We start from the raw sequence: 17,826 nt of genomic DNA on the forward strand, positions 1-17,826 counted from the left end.
TGTACGGAATTGAAGGCGCAGCAATATAAGGTCAGTGGAACAGTGAGAGATGCGCACTCACAGGAAATCATTCCCTTCGCTACCCTTCAGTTTGATGGCACGCAGACCGGTATGGTTAGCAACGCTGAAGGAAACTTTTTATTTGAACTAAATGTTATCCCGTCAGATTCACTACTGGTCAGGGTAATGGGATATACCATTCTTAAAATGCCGGTCGACCGGACACTAAAAGAACAGACCGTCAACTTTGAAGTCACCCGCTCCGATGTATCCCTGAAAACATACGAGATAAAAGCCAACGTTAACTTCGCCCTGATCCTTCTCAAACAGATCGTCAAACATAAACCGGAAAATAACTACAACCGGCTCGACAACTATAAATACGAAGTATACAACAAACTGGAACTGGACATGAAAAACCTGAACAAGGAAAAATTGTCCAAAAACCGGTTCACCAAACCCTTCGCTTTCATCCTTAATAATATCGACAGCACGTCGGAAGACAAACCGTTTTTACCCATCTTCCTGACGGAATCCCTGTCGGATTATTATTTTCAGTCCAGTCCCCGCAAAACAAAGGAAATCATCAAGGCGGCCCGCACCTCCGGCATCGACAACGAAAGCGTGACGAAGTTCCTCGGTGGCATGTACCAGAACATCAACGTCTACAATAATTTCATCCCGGTATTTGACAAACAGTTCGTCAGTCCTATCCACCACAACGGCGCCTTTTACTACGATTATAAAATAGCTGACACGCAATACATCAGCAATCAGCGGTTTATCAAACTTAACTTCACGCCTAAACGAAAAGGAGAGAACACCTTCATCGGTGATATCTGGGTGCATGACACCACCTACGCCGTGATGAAAGCCACCATGTCCGTTCCGAAAGACGCCAACATCAACTTCGTTCGCCGCGTGAGCATGGTGCAGGAATTCCGACAGCTGCCCGACAGCTCCTGGTTTCTGTATAAAGACAAATTCGTGGCCGACTTTTGGGCGCCCAGCCCCAAACCGGGCAAAACCTTCGATTTTATCGGTCGCAAAAGCACCACCTACGATAATGTCATTACCAATGACACCGCCGCCACCAATATCTTCGGTGACAAAAAATACCCGGAGGCTGTTGTAGTGCTCGACAGCGCCCGTGTCCGCAAGGAATCTTTCTGGAACGATAACCGCCCTGACAGCCTCAGTAAAAATGAGGTAGGTATCTACAAAATGATCGATACCCTGCAGCGGATGCCGCTCTTCCAGAAATACTCCAATACCGTCCGCTTCCTGGCCACCGGCTACAAACCGTTCGGGCCTATCGAATGGGGTCCCTACTATTACCTCTTTTCCCAGAACCGGCTGGAAGGGTTCCGCCTGCGGCTGGACCTCGGCACCACGCCTAAGTTCAACAAAGACCTGTACCTGTACGGCTACCTGGCCTACGGCTTTAAAGACAACGTGTATAAAGGTAAAATGTCCGCCCTCTGGCTGCTCAAAAGGCACCCTCGGATGTATCTCTACGGCGCCTATACGAAAGACCTGGACAACGGTTCCCATTACTATGACGAAGTAGGTACCGATAACATCTTTACCCTCGCCATTCGTAAAGGCGGCATCCCGCAGAAGTTCCTCATGATACAGGAACAACGGCTGGAATTCTTCAAAGAATATTACAGCGGCTTCTCCCATCAGATCACCCTCTTACACAAACAGGCCAGACCTTACGAGCCACTGCCTACCGCCGAATTCTATCCCAAAACTGTCAGCAGCCGCGATCCGCTCACCACCACAGAAGTAGAGGTGAAGCTCCGCTGGGCTTTCCACGAACAATTCCTGGAAGGCAACTACTACCGCATCAGCCTTGGCAGTAAATACCCCATCACTGAACTGAAGCTCGCAGCGGGCATCCCGGGGATACTCAACAGCGGTCAGCAGTATCAGCGTGTATCCCTCAGCGTATCCGACTATGTAAAACTCCCACCTTTCGGCTCCCTGTACTATAACGTTTTTGGTGGCAAAATCTTCGGCACCGTGCCTTATACTTCACTCGAGGTACATCCCGGCAACGAGATCTACTACTACAACAAATACGCCTTCAACATGATGAACCGCTTCGAATTTCTCAGCGATCAATATGTAGGCTTTAACGTGGAACACACCATCGGCAACGGTATCTTCGGATATATCCCGCTCATCAAAAAGCTGAAATGGCGCCAGTTCTGGACAGCCAAAGGCGTAGTCGGTTCCCTGTCTGAATCCAATAAACAACTGAACCTCAATAACGGTTACCCTTTCCGTACCCTCCAGGGAAATCCTTACCTGGAAGTGGGCACCGGTATCGAAAATATCTTCAAATTCCTGCGGGTGGATTTTATATGGCGCGTAGCACCCGATGTGCTGCCGGATGAACCAGCCAACAAAAAATTCGGCGTATTTGGCAGCTTTAAATTGCAGTTCTAATGAAGAAAGACGTCACACATGCCGCCCTGTTCGACACGCTGTTATCCGGCGAAATTGGCGACCGGTATTACGACCTGCATAACGATTTCGAATGCATCCGCATCACCTACAGCCTTATGGAAAAGAAACTGGAACTGCGGTTCACCAACGACGACGACAGGATAGTGGTTACTTTTTACGATGCCCGGTTAGCCAGCTGTAACCTTCATCCCACGCAGCCGCGGAGTGTTTTAGATCTCTTTCATCGCGGCCGATTTGAAATGAATAACAATCTTCATGAAATGACTTCCAAAGGGGAGTATTATTACTATTTGTCATTTTTGGAAGATGATAACGTGGAAGTATTTGCGAGACAGGTAGTGATGGAGATGAGGAGGTTGAATAGCTAATATTAAAATTGATAATCAATAAATTAAAAAACACTGAATAAATATTCGTGCCGTGTATTTGTAATATTACCTGATATAGTATAACTTAAATCCGGTTTCATTACCCTTGATTGTTCTCTACCTTTGAAGATCTTTTATTTGTTATAGAACCTTCCGAAAGAAATATCAATGGTTATCAAACTGCTATTTTCTCGGAAACGCTTAGGTGGCCTATGTCTTCCGTTAACCTGATCTGATTGTTGGAAATAGCAACCATGTCGTTATTCCATTTTAAAATATGTGAAATGTTTTCAACCAAACCTAAGTTACTGAAGGTCCTTATTCTGTGTTTTTTCTCAATAAACGCCTATTGTCAGAAGATAGAATTCGGCAACTCACTAAAGGTATTAACCGATCTAAAATCGCCTACAGCAGCTCAATTAGAAAATTTTGGCAATCTGAATGTATCCTATCAATCGGGTAGCCCGAATATCGCGATTCCGATCTTCACACTGGAAGCCAAACACTTTAGGTATCCGATATCGCTGTCTTATACAGCCAAGGGCATCCCCGTCAACGCAGTAGCCGGTGTAGCAGGTCTCGGCTGGCACATGAATGCGGTATCCAGTATCACCTATCAGCGTTTTGGAGAGAAAGACTTTCTCGTTCCTTTCAACAGTGCAGACAATCAGAGCAATCGGCGCTGGTTTACTTTATCCAATAGCTGCGGTGGAACCTGTACAGGTAATTGCACGTATACCAACGGGCAAGACAAGACTACCGCGCTTCTCTACTCCAAAGCCGTTAATCCAAAAGACCTGCCGGAGATATACAGCCTCAATACACCAGTTATCAACGGTAAGTTTTTTTTCCAGGGCCGGTCTGGATTTACCATGCCCGCCTCCGATCTTAAAATTGACAACTATATACAATCGACTGATAATTTTACTGTGACTTCTGGTGGTATCCATGTTCGTGATACAGAGGGAAATCTTTATATTTTTTCCTCTATGTATGACGCTTATGCGAACAACGGCCTGTTTCTTACCAAGATCCTGACCGCCGATAACGACAGTATCAAATTCTATTACAATAAAGTTAACATACGCTATCGCGCAGAGCCCTCCAGAGTATCCATTGAACATATGAAGGGGCAATATCCCTGTAGCGGCGGATTTACGTCATATCCTCAGGAAGAAAATGTACCTAAGGAAAACAAACTGGAAGAACTATTCGTCGATTCTATTGTTGCAGGAAATGGAACAAAAGTTGAATTTATCTATTCCGCCAGGAAAGACCTTGTTTCTTTGGACAACGCGGCTGTCACTGCCAAAAAACTGGACAGGGTCAACGTGTATGATTACAACCGTAATTTAAAAAAGCAGTTCGCTTTCCGTTACAGTTACTTTGGAGACAGTACCAATACGGAGAACTGTTATCTGAAGTTACTATCCTTCCGGCAGGTGGTACCAGGGCAAAACCTTGCCATGAAACATACTTTCGATTACAATCCGATAGTGCTTCCGGGAAGACTTTACTCCAGGACCGATACAATAGGATATTATACCCGTTTGTCCGGAAACGACATTAATATCAAAGGTGCGCGTGATACCATCGCATCCGGCGCCTGTATGCTGGAGAGAATCAATTATCCCTCTGGTGGCTACACCCTGCTTAAATATGAAAATAATAAGCTGCTTTACAAAACCCCTTTAAGAATTAAAACACTGGCAGACTATACGCCGGATGGCAAACAGTATAATTTTAGAAGTTTCGAATATCAGGAAGCCTTATCTTATAACAAAAACTACAGGTATGAAAAAGTCATGTATGAATTAAAATCGACCTGTGTTGGCAGCTCAGCCGCTTTTGTAAAATGTCCTGCCATTATGCGAACAAGCACCTCTCTTTCTGACTTATACGAATCTTATTATTATGCCAACGTTGATGAAGGCTATCCTAAGGTAACAGAATACTTTGGCAGCGATACCGCTTTGGGCAAAAAAGAATACTACTATACAATACCGCAGGTCAATGTTGAATATGGCATCTGGAATCCAACTGTATTATTATCTAAGGAACTGACCTATAAGAAAACGAATACCGGATTTAAGCTAATCAGCGAAGTAGAAAACAGCTATAATGATTTTGCTGCTTTCAGGCCTGCCGACCGGTTTGAAGAGGTAAACCATCCGGCCATCAGAAGAACAAGAGGTCTCTCTTTCTCCGTTCGCTATGAAGAGCAAATAGCGGCTAATTGCAATGGTGTGCCCGGTGTCATCTGTAGCCCTTATGACATAGAACAGTGGAGCATTGTATTAAATTCTGTACCGGTTCTTCCCACAAAAAAAATAACCCGGCAGTATGCAGACAACATTGCTACCCCAATAACTTCAACAGAAAGTTATCTGTATAATGAAACCCGGAGCCTCAGCCCGACAACTATTATTACTACAAACAGTAAAGATGAAACCATTACGGTAAAAAAAGGATATGCCTTCAGCTTTCCCGGTGTAGCGGTATATGACAGCATGCAGGCCAGAAACATGAAAAGTATAACAGTAAAAGATTCCATTTTTAATAATAGCACCCGCATATTTGTTACCACCAACAACTATGGTTTCACAGATGCATCCGGAAAATTAATCGCACCGGCCAGTTACGAAATACAGCACACCAATAATTCCCCGGAGGTAAGGCTGACATATCATCGTTATGACGCACAGGGTAACATACTGGAACGTTCAAAAACAAATGATGTCCATGAGGTTTATTTATGGGGATACAACAATACATATCCGGTTGCCAAAATTTTGGGCAGCACCTATGATCAGGTTATAGCAATAGTGAATCCCAATATCCTGCAACGTCCGGCAAGTGATCAGCAACTAAGAGATGAGCTTAATAAAATCAGAACAACCTTTGCCAATAGTAACGTACAGATAAGTACATACACTTATGCCCCGTTAATCGGCATTACCAGCGAAACCGACGCTGCCGGCAGAACCACCTTTTACGAGTATGATGCATTTTCCCGTCTCAAAGCAATACGGGATATGAATAATAAAATACTCAAATACTATTGCTACAATTACGCCGGACAGCAGACGGAGTGTACAGATGCCGTCTATTACAACACTGCACTGTCAGGGACTTTTACCAAGAATGATTGTCCCTCCGGCTATAACCCCCAGGGCCCGGTTGTCTATACTGTGCCGGCTGGAAAGTATGGTTCATTACAATCACAACAGGCGGCAGATGCACAGGCACAATCCGATATGACTGCTAATGGGCAACTATATGCCAACAATAACTCTGGTTGCTGGAAGATATACTATAATCAACCCATTACCCGGATGGTGGCTAAAAACGATTGTCCGAACGATTACCCTGGCATTCCGTTGCCTTACACGGTCGACTCAGCCAGATACACCGGTTATACGCAGGACGATGCCAATCAAAAAGCTATCAATGAAATAGATGCTAACGGCCAGGCCTACGCCAACGCGAACGGCTCCTGCGCCACGTTATATGCCAATGAAATACAAAGCCAGTGGTTTACAAGAAATAACTGTGGTACAGGATATACGGGCGGACAATATCAGTATACCGTTGCGGCGGGTACCTATCACTCTTCTGTCAGCACCGCCGACGCCAATCAGCAGGCACTAAACGACATTAATGCCAATGGTCAGAACCAGGCGAATCTGCATGGTACCTGCACCTGCGATCAGGAAGGATATAAGCTCATTAACGGTAATTGTGAAAAAGGTACGAAAGTACCGTTCCAGGAACCCATCTCAGGTGGCCAGTGCAGGAATGGTTATTATTATCAGTTTTCAGATGGTAGTACCAGTGTTAAATATTATACCTCAACAACAGCTTGTTAAAATAACGGACAATCGATTGGCGGGAAGTGTTACCTTTTCCCGATAAATATTAAATCCGGATAAAATACGGTCCAAATTAAAGCCCCACCGGCTGCATTGCCGGTGGGGCTTTAATTTGCATCAACAATTTTCTACAGCTTATCCAACCCCTCACAAATCACCTTACACGCCTGCACAATCTCCTCTTCTGTAATAATCAGCGGCGGCGCTATGCGCATACATTCTGCTGCAAAAAGAAACCAATCCGTAAGCACACCATTTGCGATGCAGTAATCAATCGTCTTTTTATTGACTTCGAAGCTTTCGAGTTCTACCGCCATCATCAGGCCGAGGGAGCGTACCGCTTTAATAGCCGGGTGCTGCAGGTGTTTGCGGAACAGCTCTCCTTTGGCTTTTACGTCTTTGATCACCTGTGATTCCAGCAGTGCGTTGAAACCGGCGAGACCGGCGGCGCAGTTCACGGGGTGGCCGCCAAACGTGGTGATATGGCCCAGTACCGGGTTGTTGGTCAGGCTCCACATGATGGTATGGGAGGAAATGAAAGCGCCCAGCGGCATACCCCCACCGAGGGCTTTACCGAGCAACAGGATATCGGGAACGATGCCCAGTTGTTCAAACGCCCAGAGGGTACCGTTGCGGCCGAGGCCACACTGTACTTCGTCGAGTATGAGCAGTGCGCCGGTTTCGTTACATTTGGCGCGTAAAGCGTGTATCCATTCCGGTTGGGGAACGATGACACCGCCTTCTCCCTGTACACTTTCTGCGAAAACCGCAGCGGTGTTACGGGTGATCAGTTCCAGGGAAGCGTAGTTGTTATACTCCAGGTGCTGTATGCCCGGGAGTAGCGGACGGTAGGCGTTGCGCCAGTATTCATCACCGAGGATGCTGAGCGCGCCTTGTGTGGAGCCATGGTAGCTGCGGTTAAAAGCGGCTATTTCTGTTCTGCCGGTGAAACGTTTGGCCAGTTTCATGGCGCCTTCTACGGCTTCTGCGCCGGAGTTGGTAAAATATACGCAGTCGAGGTTTTCAGGAAGATGTTGTGTCAGCGCTTTGGCATAAGCTACCTGTGGCGACTGTACGAATTCTCCGTATACGAGCAGGTGCATATATTGCTGCGCCTGTTCCTGGATGGCTTTCACCACGGCAGGGTGACAATGCCCCATGTTACATACGCTGATGCCGGCAATCAGGTCCAGGTACTTCCTGCCGTTGGCATCCCACATGTACATGCCTTCTGCTTTAACGATCTCCAGTGCCAGCGGCGCATCTGATGTTTGCGCCACGTGCTGCAAAAAAAGTTGCCTGTTGTTCATATCTCTATCATTCTCTGCGAAGGTAGAAAACAACGGCTAATTAGTAATTGTTATATTTGTACTATTCAGATTAAAACTATCAGCTATGTCTCACATTATACCCTTAAGAGGATTTACTCCGAAAATTGCAGAAGGCTGCTTCATTGCGCCGAATGCCACTATTGTCGGCGATGTTGAAATGGGCAAAGGATGTACCGTATGGTTCAACGCCGTTGTACGCGGTGATGTGAACAGCATCCGCCTGGGCGACAACGTAAATGTACAGGACGGCGCCGTGATCCACTGTACCTATGAGAAATCCAAAACCATCGTGGGCAATAATGTATCTATCGGCCACAATGCTATCCTGCACGGCTGCACGGTGGATAACGACGTGCTGATAGGCATGGGCGCCATCGTTATGGACAATGCACACATCAGCAGCAACAGCATCATCGCTGCGGGCGCAGTAGTACTGGCAGGCACTCATGTGGAACCAGGCACCATCTGGGCCGGCGTTCCCGCCAAAAAAGTGAAAGACATCGATATGGCCCTCATCAAAGGGGAAATCAACCGCATCTCCAAAAACTACAATATGTACGCCTCCTGGTATACGGAAGGGGAGCAGCAACCATAACGCTTTACGAAAATTCATTATATTGCAGGCAAATATCCCACTATGAAAACGTTTATTTGCCTGCTCCTTTTGGCTGCCATTGTGCTGCCAGGCTGCTCTTCACAGAAATACGGGTGCCCCGCCACCAGCTACAATAAAAAAGATTTACAGCGGACCAACCGCAAAGCAGGCAAACAAATGCGTTTATTCTAGTAAAACCCATACTATGCGCAAAATAATCGCCCTTGCCCTGCTCGCCGCCATCGCCCTCACGGCCTGCCGCACCCAAAAGAAAGGATGTCCCCAGCCCAAACGCAACTGGGGCGCAGAGAAAGTACTCGATGAATTAGGGAAACCGAAAAAATAGCTAGTATTGTTCCTCCCCGATGGTCTCGAGGATCGTGGCATAACTCACATAGCGGTCGGGATCTATTTCTCCGGCCTCAACAGCCTCTTTTACCGCACAACCGGGCTCGTTGATATGCAAACAGTTATTGAATTGACATTGGGAAAGATAGGGCTGCATTTCCAGGAAATAGTGGGATAGCTCCGCTTTGTCGATATCCACGATACCAAACTCACGCACGCCGGGGGTGTCTATCAGACAACCGCCATCGGGCAGGTCATACATCTCCGCGAAAGTGGTGGTGTGCAACCCTTTCCCGCTCCAGCCGCTCACAGCGGTGGTACGCAGGTCCAGCCCCGGTACCAGGTCGTTGATCAGCGAGGATTTCCCCACGCCGGAATGGCCGGACATCAGGGTGGTCTTACCTTTCAGTATCGCCCTGATTTCATCTATTCCTTCCTGCTCTGTGGCGGAAATGAGCTTCACCGGATAGCCTATGTCGGTATACAGGGCTTCCATAGCCTCAAAAACCTCCATTTCCTTCGCCCGGTAAATATCTTTTTTATTGAACACCAGCACAGCAGGGATATGATAGGCTGCTGCGGTGACCAGGAATCGGTCTATAAACCCCTGCGAGGTACGCGGCTCGCGGATAGTACCTATCAGCATGGCCTGGTCCAGGTTGGCGGCGATAATGTGCTTTTTGTTACGCCCGTGCGGGGAACTGCGCACAATATAATTCCGGCGCTCACCGATTTCCGTGATCATGGCATTTTTGGCACTGGCGTCACTTTCATCGGGCACAATCTCCACCACATCGCCTACGGCAATGGGATTGGTAGAAGTGATATCCTCATTTTTTTTGAAGATACCTTTCATCCTCGCCTGGAATGTTTCGCCTGTGGTGGTTTTCACCACATACCAGCTGCCTGTTGATTTATATACTGTTGCTTGCAATAGTCCGGAAATTTATATCCCCAAAGGTAAATGTTTCATCACGCAAAGACAAAAAGAGAGCAAAGGCCGCAAAGGGGTCACCTTTTGCTGTCTTTGCTCTCTTTTTGTCTTTGCGTGATGAAACTTATGGTAAACTTCTGAACAAGGAATAACGCAGTACCACTTCCAGCAGGATACAGGCCAGCGCCAGCATCGCCAGCGGAAAGAAGTGTTCTGCATATCGTTTGTAAGAGGTGATCTCCACTTTTGTTTTTTCCAGCTGATCGATCTCTGCGTAGATGTTCTTCAGGTCAGTGGTATTGGTGGCGCGGAAGTACTTACCGCCGGTCTCTTTGGAGATCTTTTTCATCAGCGGTTCGTCGATCTGTACGTCCTGCATCACCATCTGCACGCTGCCATCGGCCATCGGCATCGGGAAAGGCGCTTTCCCCTGGGTGCCTACGCCAATGGTATAAACCCTTATCTTAAAGGCTTTGGCAATCTCCAGCGCGGTGAGCGGGTCTACCAGGCCGGTATTGTTCACACCATCTGTCAGGAGGATGATCACCTTGCTTTTAGCGTGACTGTTACGCAGACGGTCTACTGAGGTAGCGAGGCCCATACCGATGGCGGTACCATCCTGCAACATGCCGCTTTTCACCTGCATAATCTGGTTCTTCAGCACGGCATGGTCGGTAGTAATAGGACACTGCGTAAAACTTTCGCCAGAGAACACGACCAGACCGATACGGTCGCTGATACGTTTATCCACGAAGTCCATGGCCACTTTCTTGGCGGCTTCCATCCTGTTGGGCTGCAGATCTTCTGCCAGCATACTGCCGGAGATATCGATGGCCATCACAATATCGATGCCCTCACTGTCAATGTTCTCGGAAGTATTGGAGGTCTGCGGCCGCGCCAGCGCTGTGACGAGGGCTGCATAAGCCAGGACGCGCAGGGCCAGCAACAACGGCCGGAAACGTACCTTCCAGGATACCGGCAGTCCTTTCAGACCAGCTACGGACGATACCTTCATCACCCCCTGCGCTTTTTTGCGCCGGGCAATGCGCCAGTATATCATCACCGGTATCAGCAATAACAGCCAGAAGAAAACCGGATAGGCAAATTCAATATTTTTCCACGCTGAAAAATCCATCGCTTAAATTCAGTTAAATGACTAATTACGCACCTGTCTGCGGCTTCTCGTCAGGAGCGCCGGGCGTTTGCGCCACGGGCTCTTCTTTGGGCCTTGTCCATTCGAGGATCTCTTCCGCTTTGGTCATACAGTCTTCATGCTCGTCGGCGGTAGGCTGTAACTTAGCGAACTTGGCAAGGTCCGCAATGGCCAGCAGGGAGCGTAACTTGTCCCGTTGCTGGTTTAGTTTGGTCACCGGCTTGATGTTTTTCAACAATTCCTCAGAAGTCTGTTCCAGCGCCGCAATACCAAACTGATGTTCAAAATAGGTACGCAAAATATCTGTCAATCGGGTATAATACTGTTTGATGTCGCCCTGCTGCCACAGCTGCTCTTCTTTGAGTGACTTCAGCTGCTGCCTGGCCAGGTCGTAAGGCGTTACCAGCGGCAGTTTCTCCGCCGGCTTCTTTTCCGGGCGTTTGCGGAAATACAGCCAGAGTCCCAGCGCTATCAGCACCACGGCAGCGCCGATAGCGATGTACAGCCAGTAGTCCCAGATATTCCAGGGTACTGCCCGTACCGTTTTGATCGGCTTAAAGGCTTTGGTGGTATCTACCGCTACGGTATTGACATCGATGCCGAGCGGCTGGCTGAACAGGGTATCTACGCTGTTAGCGCCGGTAGCGCCGTATACTTCAAATTTCTGCGGGGGAAACTCCCAGTGGCCGGAGTCGAAGCTGGTAACGGTGAGCGTTTGCTGCAGCACCTTCATGTCCTGCTGTGTCAGGGTGTCTACCCTGGAGCGGGTCACCACTTCAAAATGGTCCAGGGAGTCCGGCACGATGGGTAACAGCAGCCTGAATTCGGGCTTATTGAACACCGCTGCCGGCACGGTGGCCTTCAGGTGCAGTTTCACCTGTTCACCGATCCGGATGCTGCTGCTGTCCGCTTTGGCGGTCACTTCGAGGGTATTCTGCGCCAGCAGTCCTAACGGGAACAACAACCCAATAAAGAAAGATAAAAGTATACGTCTTATCACTTGCTGTTTATACATGTCTGAATTTGCTCTCCTTAATAACTTACGCCCTGTTCAGGAAAAATGTCTGCAAAGCTTTTACATAGTCTTCATCGGTACGGATAGTCATCAGCTCTGCGCCGCTTTTCATAAAGGCATTTTTGCAATATTGCGCATGTTGGGCAAACTGGTGTTCGTAATACTGCCTTACCCGGCGATCGGTGGTATCTATCCACTGGGTGGCGCCGGTTTCAGCGTCCGCCACCTGGATAAGTCCTACGGGAGGCAGCTCCCGGTCGCGCTGGTCATATACCTGGATGCCCACCATATCGTGTCTTTTGGCCGCTATGTTGAGGGCGTCCTGGTATTCGCCGGACAGGAAGTCGCTCAGCAAAAATACAATGCTGCGCTTTTTGGCGGCATTGTTAAAGAAGCGGAGCGTTTCTTTGATATTGGTACCTTTTCGTTTAGGCGTGAACGATAGCAGTTCACGGATAATGAACAGGATATGTGACTTCCCTTTTTTCGGCGGGATATATTTTTCCATCCCGTCGCTGAAGAAGATAACGCCTACCTTATCATTGTTTTTGATGGCCGAAAAAGCCAGTACGGCGCACAGTTCGGTGATCAGGTCCCTTTTGTCGCGCTTTTGGGTACCGAAGGAGGAGCTTTCGCTCATATCTACCAGCAGCATCACCGTCAGCTCTCTTTCTTCTTCAAAAATCTTCACAAAAGGGTGATTGAAACGGGCGGTCACGTTCCAGTCGATAGACCGTACGTCGTCCCCGAAGTGATAGTCCCTCACCTCGCTGAACGACATGCCACGGCCTTTGAAAGCGCTATGGTATTCGCCTGCAAAGATGTGGTTGGTAAGCCCTTTGGTCTTGATTTCTATCTGTCTTACCTTTTTGAGTATTTCGGCAGTGTCCAACATGATAAACGATTATGGCACTTCTACGGCGTTGAGAATTTCGCTGAGGATGTTTTCGCTGGTCACGTTCTCCGCTTCTGCTTCATAGGTGAGGCCTACACGGTGGCGCATCACGTCAAAGCAGATACTGCGCACGTCTTCCGGGATCACATATCCTCTGCGTTTCATAAAGGCATAAGCTTTGGCTGCCAGCGCCAGGTTGATACTGGCCCTTGGAGAGCCGCCATAGGAAATCAGTGGCTTCAGCTTCTGCAGTTTGTATTCTTCCGGGTTACGGGTAGCGAATACGATATCGATAATATATTTTTCGATTTTTTCGTCCATGTACACCTCCCGAACCAGCTTCCGCGCTTCCAGGATATCTGCCGGCTGTATCACCGGGCGGATAGGAGCGGAGGCTTCCGGGTTCAGGTTCTGACGGATGATGTGTCTTTCTTCTTCCTTGGTAGGGTAACCGATCACCACTTTCAGCATGAAACGGTCTACCTGTGCTTCCGGCAGGGTATAGGTACCTTCCTGTTCTATCGGGTTCTGGGTAGCCAGTACCAGGAAGGGGTCATCCAGTTTGAAGGTGCTGTCGCCGATGGTGATCTGCCTTTCCTGCATGGCTTCCAGCAGGGCGCTCTGTACTTTGGCCGGGGCGCGGTTGATCTCGTCCGCCAGGATAAAGTTGGCGAAGATAGGCCCTTTACGTACCACGAACTCATTCTTCTGCTGGTTGTAGATCATGGTACCCACCACGTCTGCCGGTAACAGGTCGGGCGTAAACTGGATACGGCTGAACTTCGCATTGATGGCGGAGGACAGTGATTTGATAGACAAGGTTTTCGCCAGACCGGGAACACCTTCGAGCAATACGTGCCCCTGTGCCAGCAAGCCGATGAGCAATCTTTCCACCATATAACGCTGCCCCACAATTACCTTGCCCAGCTCCATGTTCAGGAGATCCACAAAAGCGCTGGCCTGGTGAATTTTTTCATTCAGTTGCCGGATATCGGACGATGTATTTTCCATGCTGTTAGTTTTTCAAGTGTGCTAAAATAAACATTCTCTTGTCAAATAAAACTTATCACTATGTGAAATGGCCGTTAAAATGCTGTTAAACTTGCTCCTGTGGCTCATTCCCATGAAAATCAGCATAACGGGGATGCCCAAATTAAGAAAGCTCCCGCATATTTATATAATATTTTTCCGTATAACGTACATTTGCCGTGGCTATGAGCCACTTAAACACAAACACTGACCCAAAAAACAGGCAATATCATGGAAGATCTTGAGAAGCGGTGGAAACCCGTAGAAGATATGCTGACGGCCAGGTTCGGGAAAAAGCCCAATATGGAGGCTATCCTGTTCCTCATCGGCGTCAATGAAATCAATCATCTGAAGAAGAAATACACGAAAGAACAGAAACAGGACCTGATGCATGTGGCCGTCTGTACCCTCCTCAGCAAAAGCGGGTATTATGAGGTAGACGGCTACGATAAAGACGGATGGCCCCATTTCAAAGAGCTGCAGCCCGTTCCCAAATTCAACCTCGAAGAACAGGAAGCCTTCCTGAAAGAACATATCATCGAGTATTTCGCAGACGAAGAAGAAGCATAATCCACCGTATGAAAAAAATCGTACTCCTTTGTACCTTGTTGCTGGCCATTACTGCTGTGGCCATGGCCAAAAACAGGAAAGTAAAGGTCATCACGCCCTATGGTACCATGATCATCCGCCTGCACGACCAAACGCCCAAACACCGGGATAATTTCCTGAAACTGAGCAGACGGCACTTCTACGACAGCACGCTGTTTCATCGGGTGATCAAACAGTTTATGATCCAGGGCGGCGACCCCGATTCCAAACGGGCCAAAGCCGGCGATGTGCTGGGCGAAGGCGATGTGGGATACACCGTTCCGCCTGAATTCCAGCTGGACCTGTTCCACCGCAAAGGCGCACTGGCCGCTGCCCGCGACGACAACCCCACCAAGGCTTCCTCCGGATGCCAGTTTTATATCGTACAGGGTAAAGTTTTTACCGACGAGGAGCTGGACAAACTGGAGAAAACAAGGCTGGGCGGCCGTAAAATCCCGGTAGACCAGCGGCAGGTCTACAAAACCGAAGGCGGGTCACCACATCTTGACCAAAACTATACGGTATTTGGCCAGGTGATCAAAGGCATGGAGGTAATCGATAAAATAGCCGCGGTGAAAACAGACAGCCATAACAGGCCCCTGGAGAATGTTCCCATGAAAATAAGGGTCATGAAAAAGTGGTTGTTCTTCTAAAGTATCCTTAACAAAATATCAAAATCAAAAAGCTCCGTAAATACAAAGGATTCAGTACTTTTACGGCTCAAAACCAAACTAATTATGAATTTTCCGTCAAACCTGCGTTACACCAAGGATCACGAATGGGTTTTATTAGAAGGTAACGTTGCTACAATCGGCATCACCGAATTTGCACAACGCGAATTAGGTGACATCGTATTTGTTGATATTCCTACTGTAGGTAAGACTTTAGGCGCCGAAGAAGTATTCGGCACCGTAGAAGCAGTAAAAACTGTTTCTGACCTGTTCCTGCCTGTTGCTGGTAAAATCGACACCTTCAATGACGACCTGGAAGGCGAACCCGAATTGGTGAACTCCGACCCTTACGGCGATGGCTGGATGATCAAAATGACCGTTTCCAACCCCGCTGATGTTGCCTCCCTGCTGGATGCTGCTGCATACCAGGCATTGTTAGGTGAATAATTACGCCAACTGATATTTCATATAGAAAAGACAACAGGATACGCGTTCCGCACGCCTGTTGTCTTTTTTTTCGGACAACGTTAATCGATTTACTGGATCATGAATATCTGGAAATACTACCTTCCGGCCACCGTATGGATTATATTGATCCTCATATTGTGTACCCTGCCCGGCAACGATATCCCCTCCAACTCTTTCTTAACAAGAATACATTTCGATAAGATTGTTCATTTCGGTCTGTTCGGCGGTATTGTGCTGTTCCTCAGCCTGGGCGTATACTGGCACTACAAACAGATATCTTCCCGTACATTATTGCTGTTTGTAGTGCTGGCAGCTGTTTACGGCTTCGTTATAGAGCTGATCCAGAAATACTGGGCCATCGGCCGCAGCTTCGATGGTTATGACATCATCGCGGATACCCTCGGCGCCATCGCCGGCGTGTTTGTCTTCAAACTTGTACGATACCTGTTTTTCAAACAGCCTAAATAAAAAATCCCCCCTGGAACCAGGGGGGAATGCATATCTGCTTATGAGAAATATGTGTATTTAATATTTTATTGCTGACCAGCTTCTTTCTTCGCGTCTACTTTCATTTTGTCGTTAGCGAAGATGGAGAACTCAACACGACGGTTTTTAGCGCGGTTAGCATCTGAATCGTTCGGTACTTTAGGCTGGCTCTTTCCATACCAGAAACCCTGGATACGGTTGGCAGCAACCCCTTGTCCTTTCAGATAGTTCATTACGGTGTTGGTCCTTCTTTCAGACAGCCCCATGTTGTAAGCGTCTGTACCCCTGTCATCGGTGTGGCCTTCCACACGTACATAAGTGTCAGGGTATTTGTTCAGGATCTGCGCCAGCTGCTGGATACTTTCCTGCGCAGCAGGAGACAGGTCAGACTTATCAAAACCAAACAGTACGCCTGCATCAAAAGTTACGTTAATCCCTTCCCCTACACGTTCAACGGTTGCGTTCGGCACTTCATTTTTGATTTCCTGTGCCTGCTTATCCATTTTTTTACCGATCAGCGCACCGCCTGCACCACCAAGAGCAGCACCGATAATAGCGCCCAGCGCTGTGTTACCGGCTGCTTTACCGATGATAGCACCAGCAGCAGCACCGCCGCCAACACCAATAGCAGCGCCTTTTTTAGTATTATCCATGCTCTGCCAGGTGCTACAGCTAAACAACATGGTTACTGATAAAACCAGGGCTACCAGAACATTGAGTCTTTTCATCATAGTAATTTTAAACATGAAGGTTATTATATATTATTCAGGATGACAAATGTAAGTCGAAAGTTGGGAAACAAATACTTTGCCAGTTTCCTACCGGTACCCACAACTGATTGAAATATAAATATGAACAAACATTAAAAAAAACACAAGCAATATATTTATAATTAAATAATTATATATGATATGCTTGTGTTTTGCCGTTATGAATACATCCGGAGAGTAAACAACAAACTAGCCCAAAAGGTTCTTGAGCATACCGCCGATACCGCCACCTGCATCATTGCCGCCCTGCTGTTGCTGGCTGGCGCCGTTGGAGAACAGGCCGGAGAGATCGTTCAGGTCCACTTTGCCGTCGCCGTTTTTATCCAGGCCGCCGGACAACTGGCCCAGCACACCCTGCAGATCAATACCGTTGGCGGCGCCGCCGGTCAGGGAGCTGAAGATGCTGTTGAGGCTGAAATTACTGTTGGACGGGTCGTTGGTCTTATTCACCAGGGAACCCAATACCGTCGGTATCAGGGAAGCCGCCAACTGGGTGGCCGCCCCTTTGTCCAAATTGAATTTCTCGAGCAGCGTACCAACAAAATTATTGGAGATATTACCTACCACCGGGTTGTCCTGGGTGGCGCCGGTAGCCGACTGGCCGCCCAACAGGGACAAAACACCTTCCGTGTTCCCGTTGGCCAGTTCCTGTTGCAGGCCGCTGGCAATAGATTCTGTTGCAGCGCCGATCACGGCTTCGTTCTGTTCATTGGGCACAGCAGGGTTATCAACAACAGTGCTCTGCGCATTTTCCCGAACAAGTTGCATTAATTGCTCTAACATCTTGATATGGATTTTGTGGAAGAAAAAAATGTCGTGGTTTAA

The 17,826-nt window shown here is 47.9% G+C and carries 18 protein-coding genes; 10 read left to right on the forward strand and 8 right to left on the reverse strand.

Annotated features, from left to right (window positions below; translation table 11 throughout):
* Positions 1-42 precede the first annotated feature (42 nt).
* The 3 genes from B5D63_RS13675 (at position 43) to B5D63_RS13685 (ending at position 6,715) form a co-directional block, all read left to right on the forward strand.
* Positions 43-2,457: a DUF5686 family protein gene (locus B5D63_RS13675; RefSeq protein WP_159456015.1), complete on the forward strand. Its 2,415-nt coding sequence runs from the start codon at positions 43-45 to the stop codon at positions 2,455-2,457.
* Complete coding sequence (locus B5D63_RS13680) at positions 2,457-2,846, forward strand: hypothetical protein (RefSeq protein ID WP_078669346.1); 390 nt, start codon at positions 2,457-2,459, stop codon at positions 2,844-2,846. Before B5D63_RS13675 ends, B5D63_RS13680 begins: the two co-directional genes overlap by 1 nt.
* 284 nt (positions 2,847-3,130) lie before the next feature.
* Positions 3,131-6,715: a DUF5977 domain-containing protein gene (locus B5D63_RS13685; protein WP_159456016.1), complete on the forward strand. Its 3,585-nt coding sequence runs from the start codon at positions 3,131-3,133 to the stop codon at positions 6,713-6,715.
* Between the two features lie 131 nt (positions 6,716-6,846).
* On the opposite strand, the gene B5D63_RS13690 is transcribed toward B5D63_RS13685, so the two are convergent.
* Positions 6,847-8,028: an aspartate aminotransferase family protein gene (locus B5D63_RS13690; RefSeq protein WP_078669348.1), complete on the reverse strand. Its 1,182-nt coding sequence runs from the start codon at positions 8,026-8,028 to the stop codon at positions 6,847-6,849.
* An 85-nt stretch (positions 8,029-8,113) separates the two neighbouring features.
* Here B5D63_RS13690 and B5D63_RS13695 point away from each other — a divergent pair, with 85 nt between their 5' ends.
* The 3 genes from B5D63_RS13695 to B5D63_RS35040 are packed head-to-tail and all read left to right on the forward strand — an operon-like array spanning position 8,114 to position 8,990.
* Complete coding sequence (locus B5D63_RS13695) at positions 8,114-8,644, forward strand: gamma carbonic anhydrase family protein (RefSeq protein ID WP_078669349.1); 531 nt, start codon at positions 8,114-8,116, stop codon at positions 8,642-8,644.
* 42 nt (positions 8,645-8,686) lie between these two features.
* Complete coding sequence (locus tag B5D63_RS35035) at positions 8,687-8,836, forward strand: hypothetical protein (RefSeq protein WP_159456017.1); 150 nt, start codon at positions 8,687-8,689, stop codon at positions 8,834-8,836.
* A gap of 13 nt (positions 8,837-8,849) precedes the next feature.
* The gene (locus tag B5D63_RS35040) at positions 8,850-8,990 is read left to right on the forward strand and encodes a hypothetical protein (protein WP_159456018.1); all 141 of its coding nucleotides are present in this window, start codon (positions 8,850-8,852) and stop codon (positions 8,988-8,990) included.
* Here B5D63_RS35040 and rsgA read toward each other — a convergent pair whose 3' ends face one another.
* The 5 genes from rsgA to B5D63_RS13720 form a co-directional block, all read right to left on the reverse strand.
* Complete coding sequence (gene rsgA / locus B5D63_RS13700; RefSeq protein ID WP_078669350.1) at positions 8,991-9,926, reverse strand: ribosome small subunit-dependent GTPase A; 936 nt, start codon at positions 9,924-9,926, stop codon at positions 8,991-8,993. It lies immediately after the preceding gene.
* A 124-nt stretch (positions 9,927-10,050) separates the two neighbouring features.
* The gene (locus tag B5D63_RS13705; protein ID WP_200817003.1) at positions 10,051-11,061 is read right to left on the reverse strand and encodes a vWA domain-containing protein; all 1,011 of its coding nucleotides are present in this window, start codon (positions 11,059-11,061) and stop codon (positions 10,051-10,053) included.
* Positions 11,062-11,086: 25 nt separating this feature from the next.
* Entirely contained in the window at positions 11,087-12,094 is a 1,008-nt protein-coding gene (locus tag B5D63_RS13710) for a hypothetical protein (RefSeq protein ID WP_078669351.1), read from the reverse strand.
* Positions 12,095-12,119: 25 nt separating this feature from the next.
* Complete coding sequence (locus B5D63_RS13715; protein WP_078669352.1) at positions 12,120-12,989, reverse strand: DUF58 domain-containing protein; 870 nt, start codon at positions 12,987-12,989, stop codon at positions 12,120-12,122.
* Positions 12,990-12,998: 9 nt separating this feature from the next.
* The gene (locus B5D63_RS13720; protein ID WP_078669353.1) at positions 12,999-14,000 is read right to left on the reverse strand and encodes an AAA family ATPase; all 1,002 of its coding nucleotides are present in this window, start codon (positions 13,998-14,000) and stop codon (positions 12,999-13,001) included.
* Positions 14,001-14,249: 249 nt separating this feature from the next.
* Here B5D63_RS13720 and B5D63_RS13725 point away from each other — a divergent pair, with 249 nt between their 5' ends.
* The 4 genes from B5D63_RS13725 (at position 14,250) to B5D63_RS13740 (ending at position 16,213) form a co-directional block, all read left to right on the forward strand.
* A complete protein-coding gene (locus B5D63_RS13725; RefSeq protein ID WP_168809122.1) occupies positions 14,250-14,588 on the forward strand; it encodes a hypothetical protein in 339 nt (112 codons plus the stop codon).
* An 8-nt stretch (positions 14,589-14,596) separates the two neighbouring features.
* Positions 14,597-15,259, forward strand: a complete 663-nt coding sequence (locus tag B5D63_RS13730) for a peptidylprolyl isomerase (RefSeq protein WP_078669355.1) — start codon at positions 14,597-14,599, stop codon at positions 15,257-15,259.
* Positions 15,260-15,343: 84 nt separating this feature from the next.
* The gene (gene gcvH, locus B5D63_RS13735) at positions 15,344-15,724 is read left to right on the forward strand and encodes a glycine cleavage system protein GcvH (RefSeq protein WP_078669356.1); all 381 of its coding nucleotides are present in this window, start codon (positions 15,344-15,346) and stop codon (positions 15,722-15,724) included.
* A 99-nt stretch (positions 15,725-15,823) separates the two neighbouring features.
* Entirely contained in the window at positions 15,824-16,213 is a 390-nt protein-coding gene (locus tag B5D63_RS13740; RefSeq protein ID WP_078669357.1) for a VanZ family protein, read from the forward strand.
* Positions 16,214-16,278: 65 nt separating this feature from the next.
* On the opposite strand, the gene B5D63_RS13745 is transcribed toward B5D63_RS13740, so the two are convergent.
* Both B5D63_RS13745 and B5D63_RS13750 read right to left on the reverse strand, forming a co-directional pair.
* On the reverse strand, positions 16,279-16,959 hold the full coding sequence (locus B5D63_RS13745) for a YiaD family glycine zipper/OmpA-like lipoprotein (protein WP_078669358.1): 681 nt from the start codon (positions 16,957-16,959) through the stop codon (positions 16,279-16,281).
* A 231-nt stretch (positions 16,960-17,190) separates the two neighbouring features.
* The gene (locus B5D63_RS13750; RefSeq protein WP_143312900.1) at positions 17,191-17,784 is read right to left on the reverse strand and encodes a hypothetical protein; all 594 of its coding nucleotides are present in this window, start codon (positions 17,782-17,784) and stop codon (positions 17,191-17,193) included.
* Between the last annotated feature and the right edge of the window lie 42 nt (positions 17,785-17,826).

Source organism: Chitinophaga eiseniae (assembly GCF_900167135.1).
GTDB lineage: Bacteria > Bacteroidota > Bacteroidia > Chitinophagales > Chitinophagaceae > Chitinophaga > Chitinophaga eiseniae.

Excerpts from the sequence above, each read along its gene's own strand:
- B5D63_RS13680 (WP_078669346.1), top strand. The coding sequence starts at position 2,457 with ATGAAGAAAGACGTCACACATGCCGCCCTGTTCGACACGCTGTTATCC.
- B5D63_RS13685 (WP_159456016.1), top strand. The coding sequence starts at position 3,131 with ATGTTTTCAACCAAACCTAAGTTACTGAAGGTCCTTATTCTGTGTTTT.
- B5D63_RS13690 (WP_078669348.1), bottom strand. The coding sequence starts at position 8,028 with ATGAACAACAGGCAACTTTTTTTGCAGCACGTGGCGCAAACATCAGAT.
- B5D63_RS13695 (WP_078669349.1), top strand. The coding sequence starts at position 8,114 with ATGTCTCACATTATACCCTTAAGAGGATTTACTCCGAAAATTGCAGAA.
- B5D63_RS35035 (WP_159456017.1), top strand. The coding sequence starts at position 8,687 with ATGAAAACGTTTATTTGCCTGCTCCTTTTGGCTGCCATTGTGCTGCCA.
- B5D63_RS35040 (WP_159456018.1), top strand. The coding sequence starts at position 8,850 with ATGCGCAAAATAATCGCCCTTGCCCTGCTCGCCGCCATCGCCCTCACG.
- B5D63_RS13705 (WP_200817003.1), bottom strand. The coding sequence starts at position 11,061 with ATGGATTTTTCAGCGTGGAAAAATATTGAATTTGCCTATCCGGTTTTC.
- B5D63_RS13710 (WP_078669351.1), bottom strand. The coding sequence starts at position 12,094 with ATGTATAAACAGCAAGTGATAAGACGTATACTTTTATCTTTCTTTATT.
- B5D63_RS13715 (WP_078669352.1), bottom strand. The coding sequence starts at position 12,989 with ATGTTGGACACTGCCGAAATACTCAAAAAGGTAAGACAGATAGAAATC.
- B5D63_RS13720 (WP_078669353.1), bottom strand. The coding sequence starts at position 14,000 with ATGGAAAATACATCGTCCGATATCCGGCAACTGAATGAAAAAATTCAC.
- B5D63_RS13725 (WP_168809122.1), top strand. The coding sequence starts at position 14,250 with ATGGAAGATCTTGAGAAGCGGTGGAAACCCGTAGAAGATATGCTGACG.
- B5D63_RS13730 (WP_078669355.1), top strand. The coding sequence starts at position 14,597 with ATGAAAAAAATCGTACTCCTTTGTACCTTGTTGCTGGCCATTACTGCT.
- gcvH (WP_078669356.1), top strand. The coding sequence starts at position 15,344 with ATGAATTTTCCGTCAAACCTGCGTTACACCAAGGATCACGAATGGGTT.
- B5D63_RS13740 (WP_078669357.1), top strand. The coding sequence starts at position 15,824 with ATGAATATCTGGAAATACTACCTTCCGGCCACCGTATGGATTATATTG.
- B5D63_RS13745 (WP_078669358.1), bottom strand. The coding sequence starts at position 16,959 with ATGAAAAGACTCAATGTTCTGGTAGCCCTGGTTTTATCAGTAACCATG.
- B5D63_RS13750 (WP_143312900.1), bottom strand. The coding sequence starts at position 17,784 with ATGTTAGAGCAATTAATGCAACTTGTTCGGGAAAATGCGCAGAGCACT.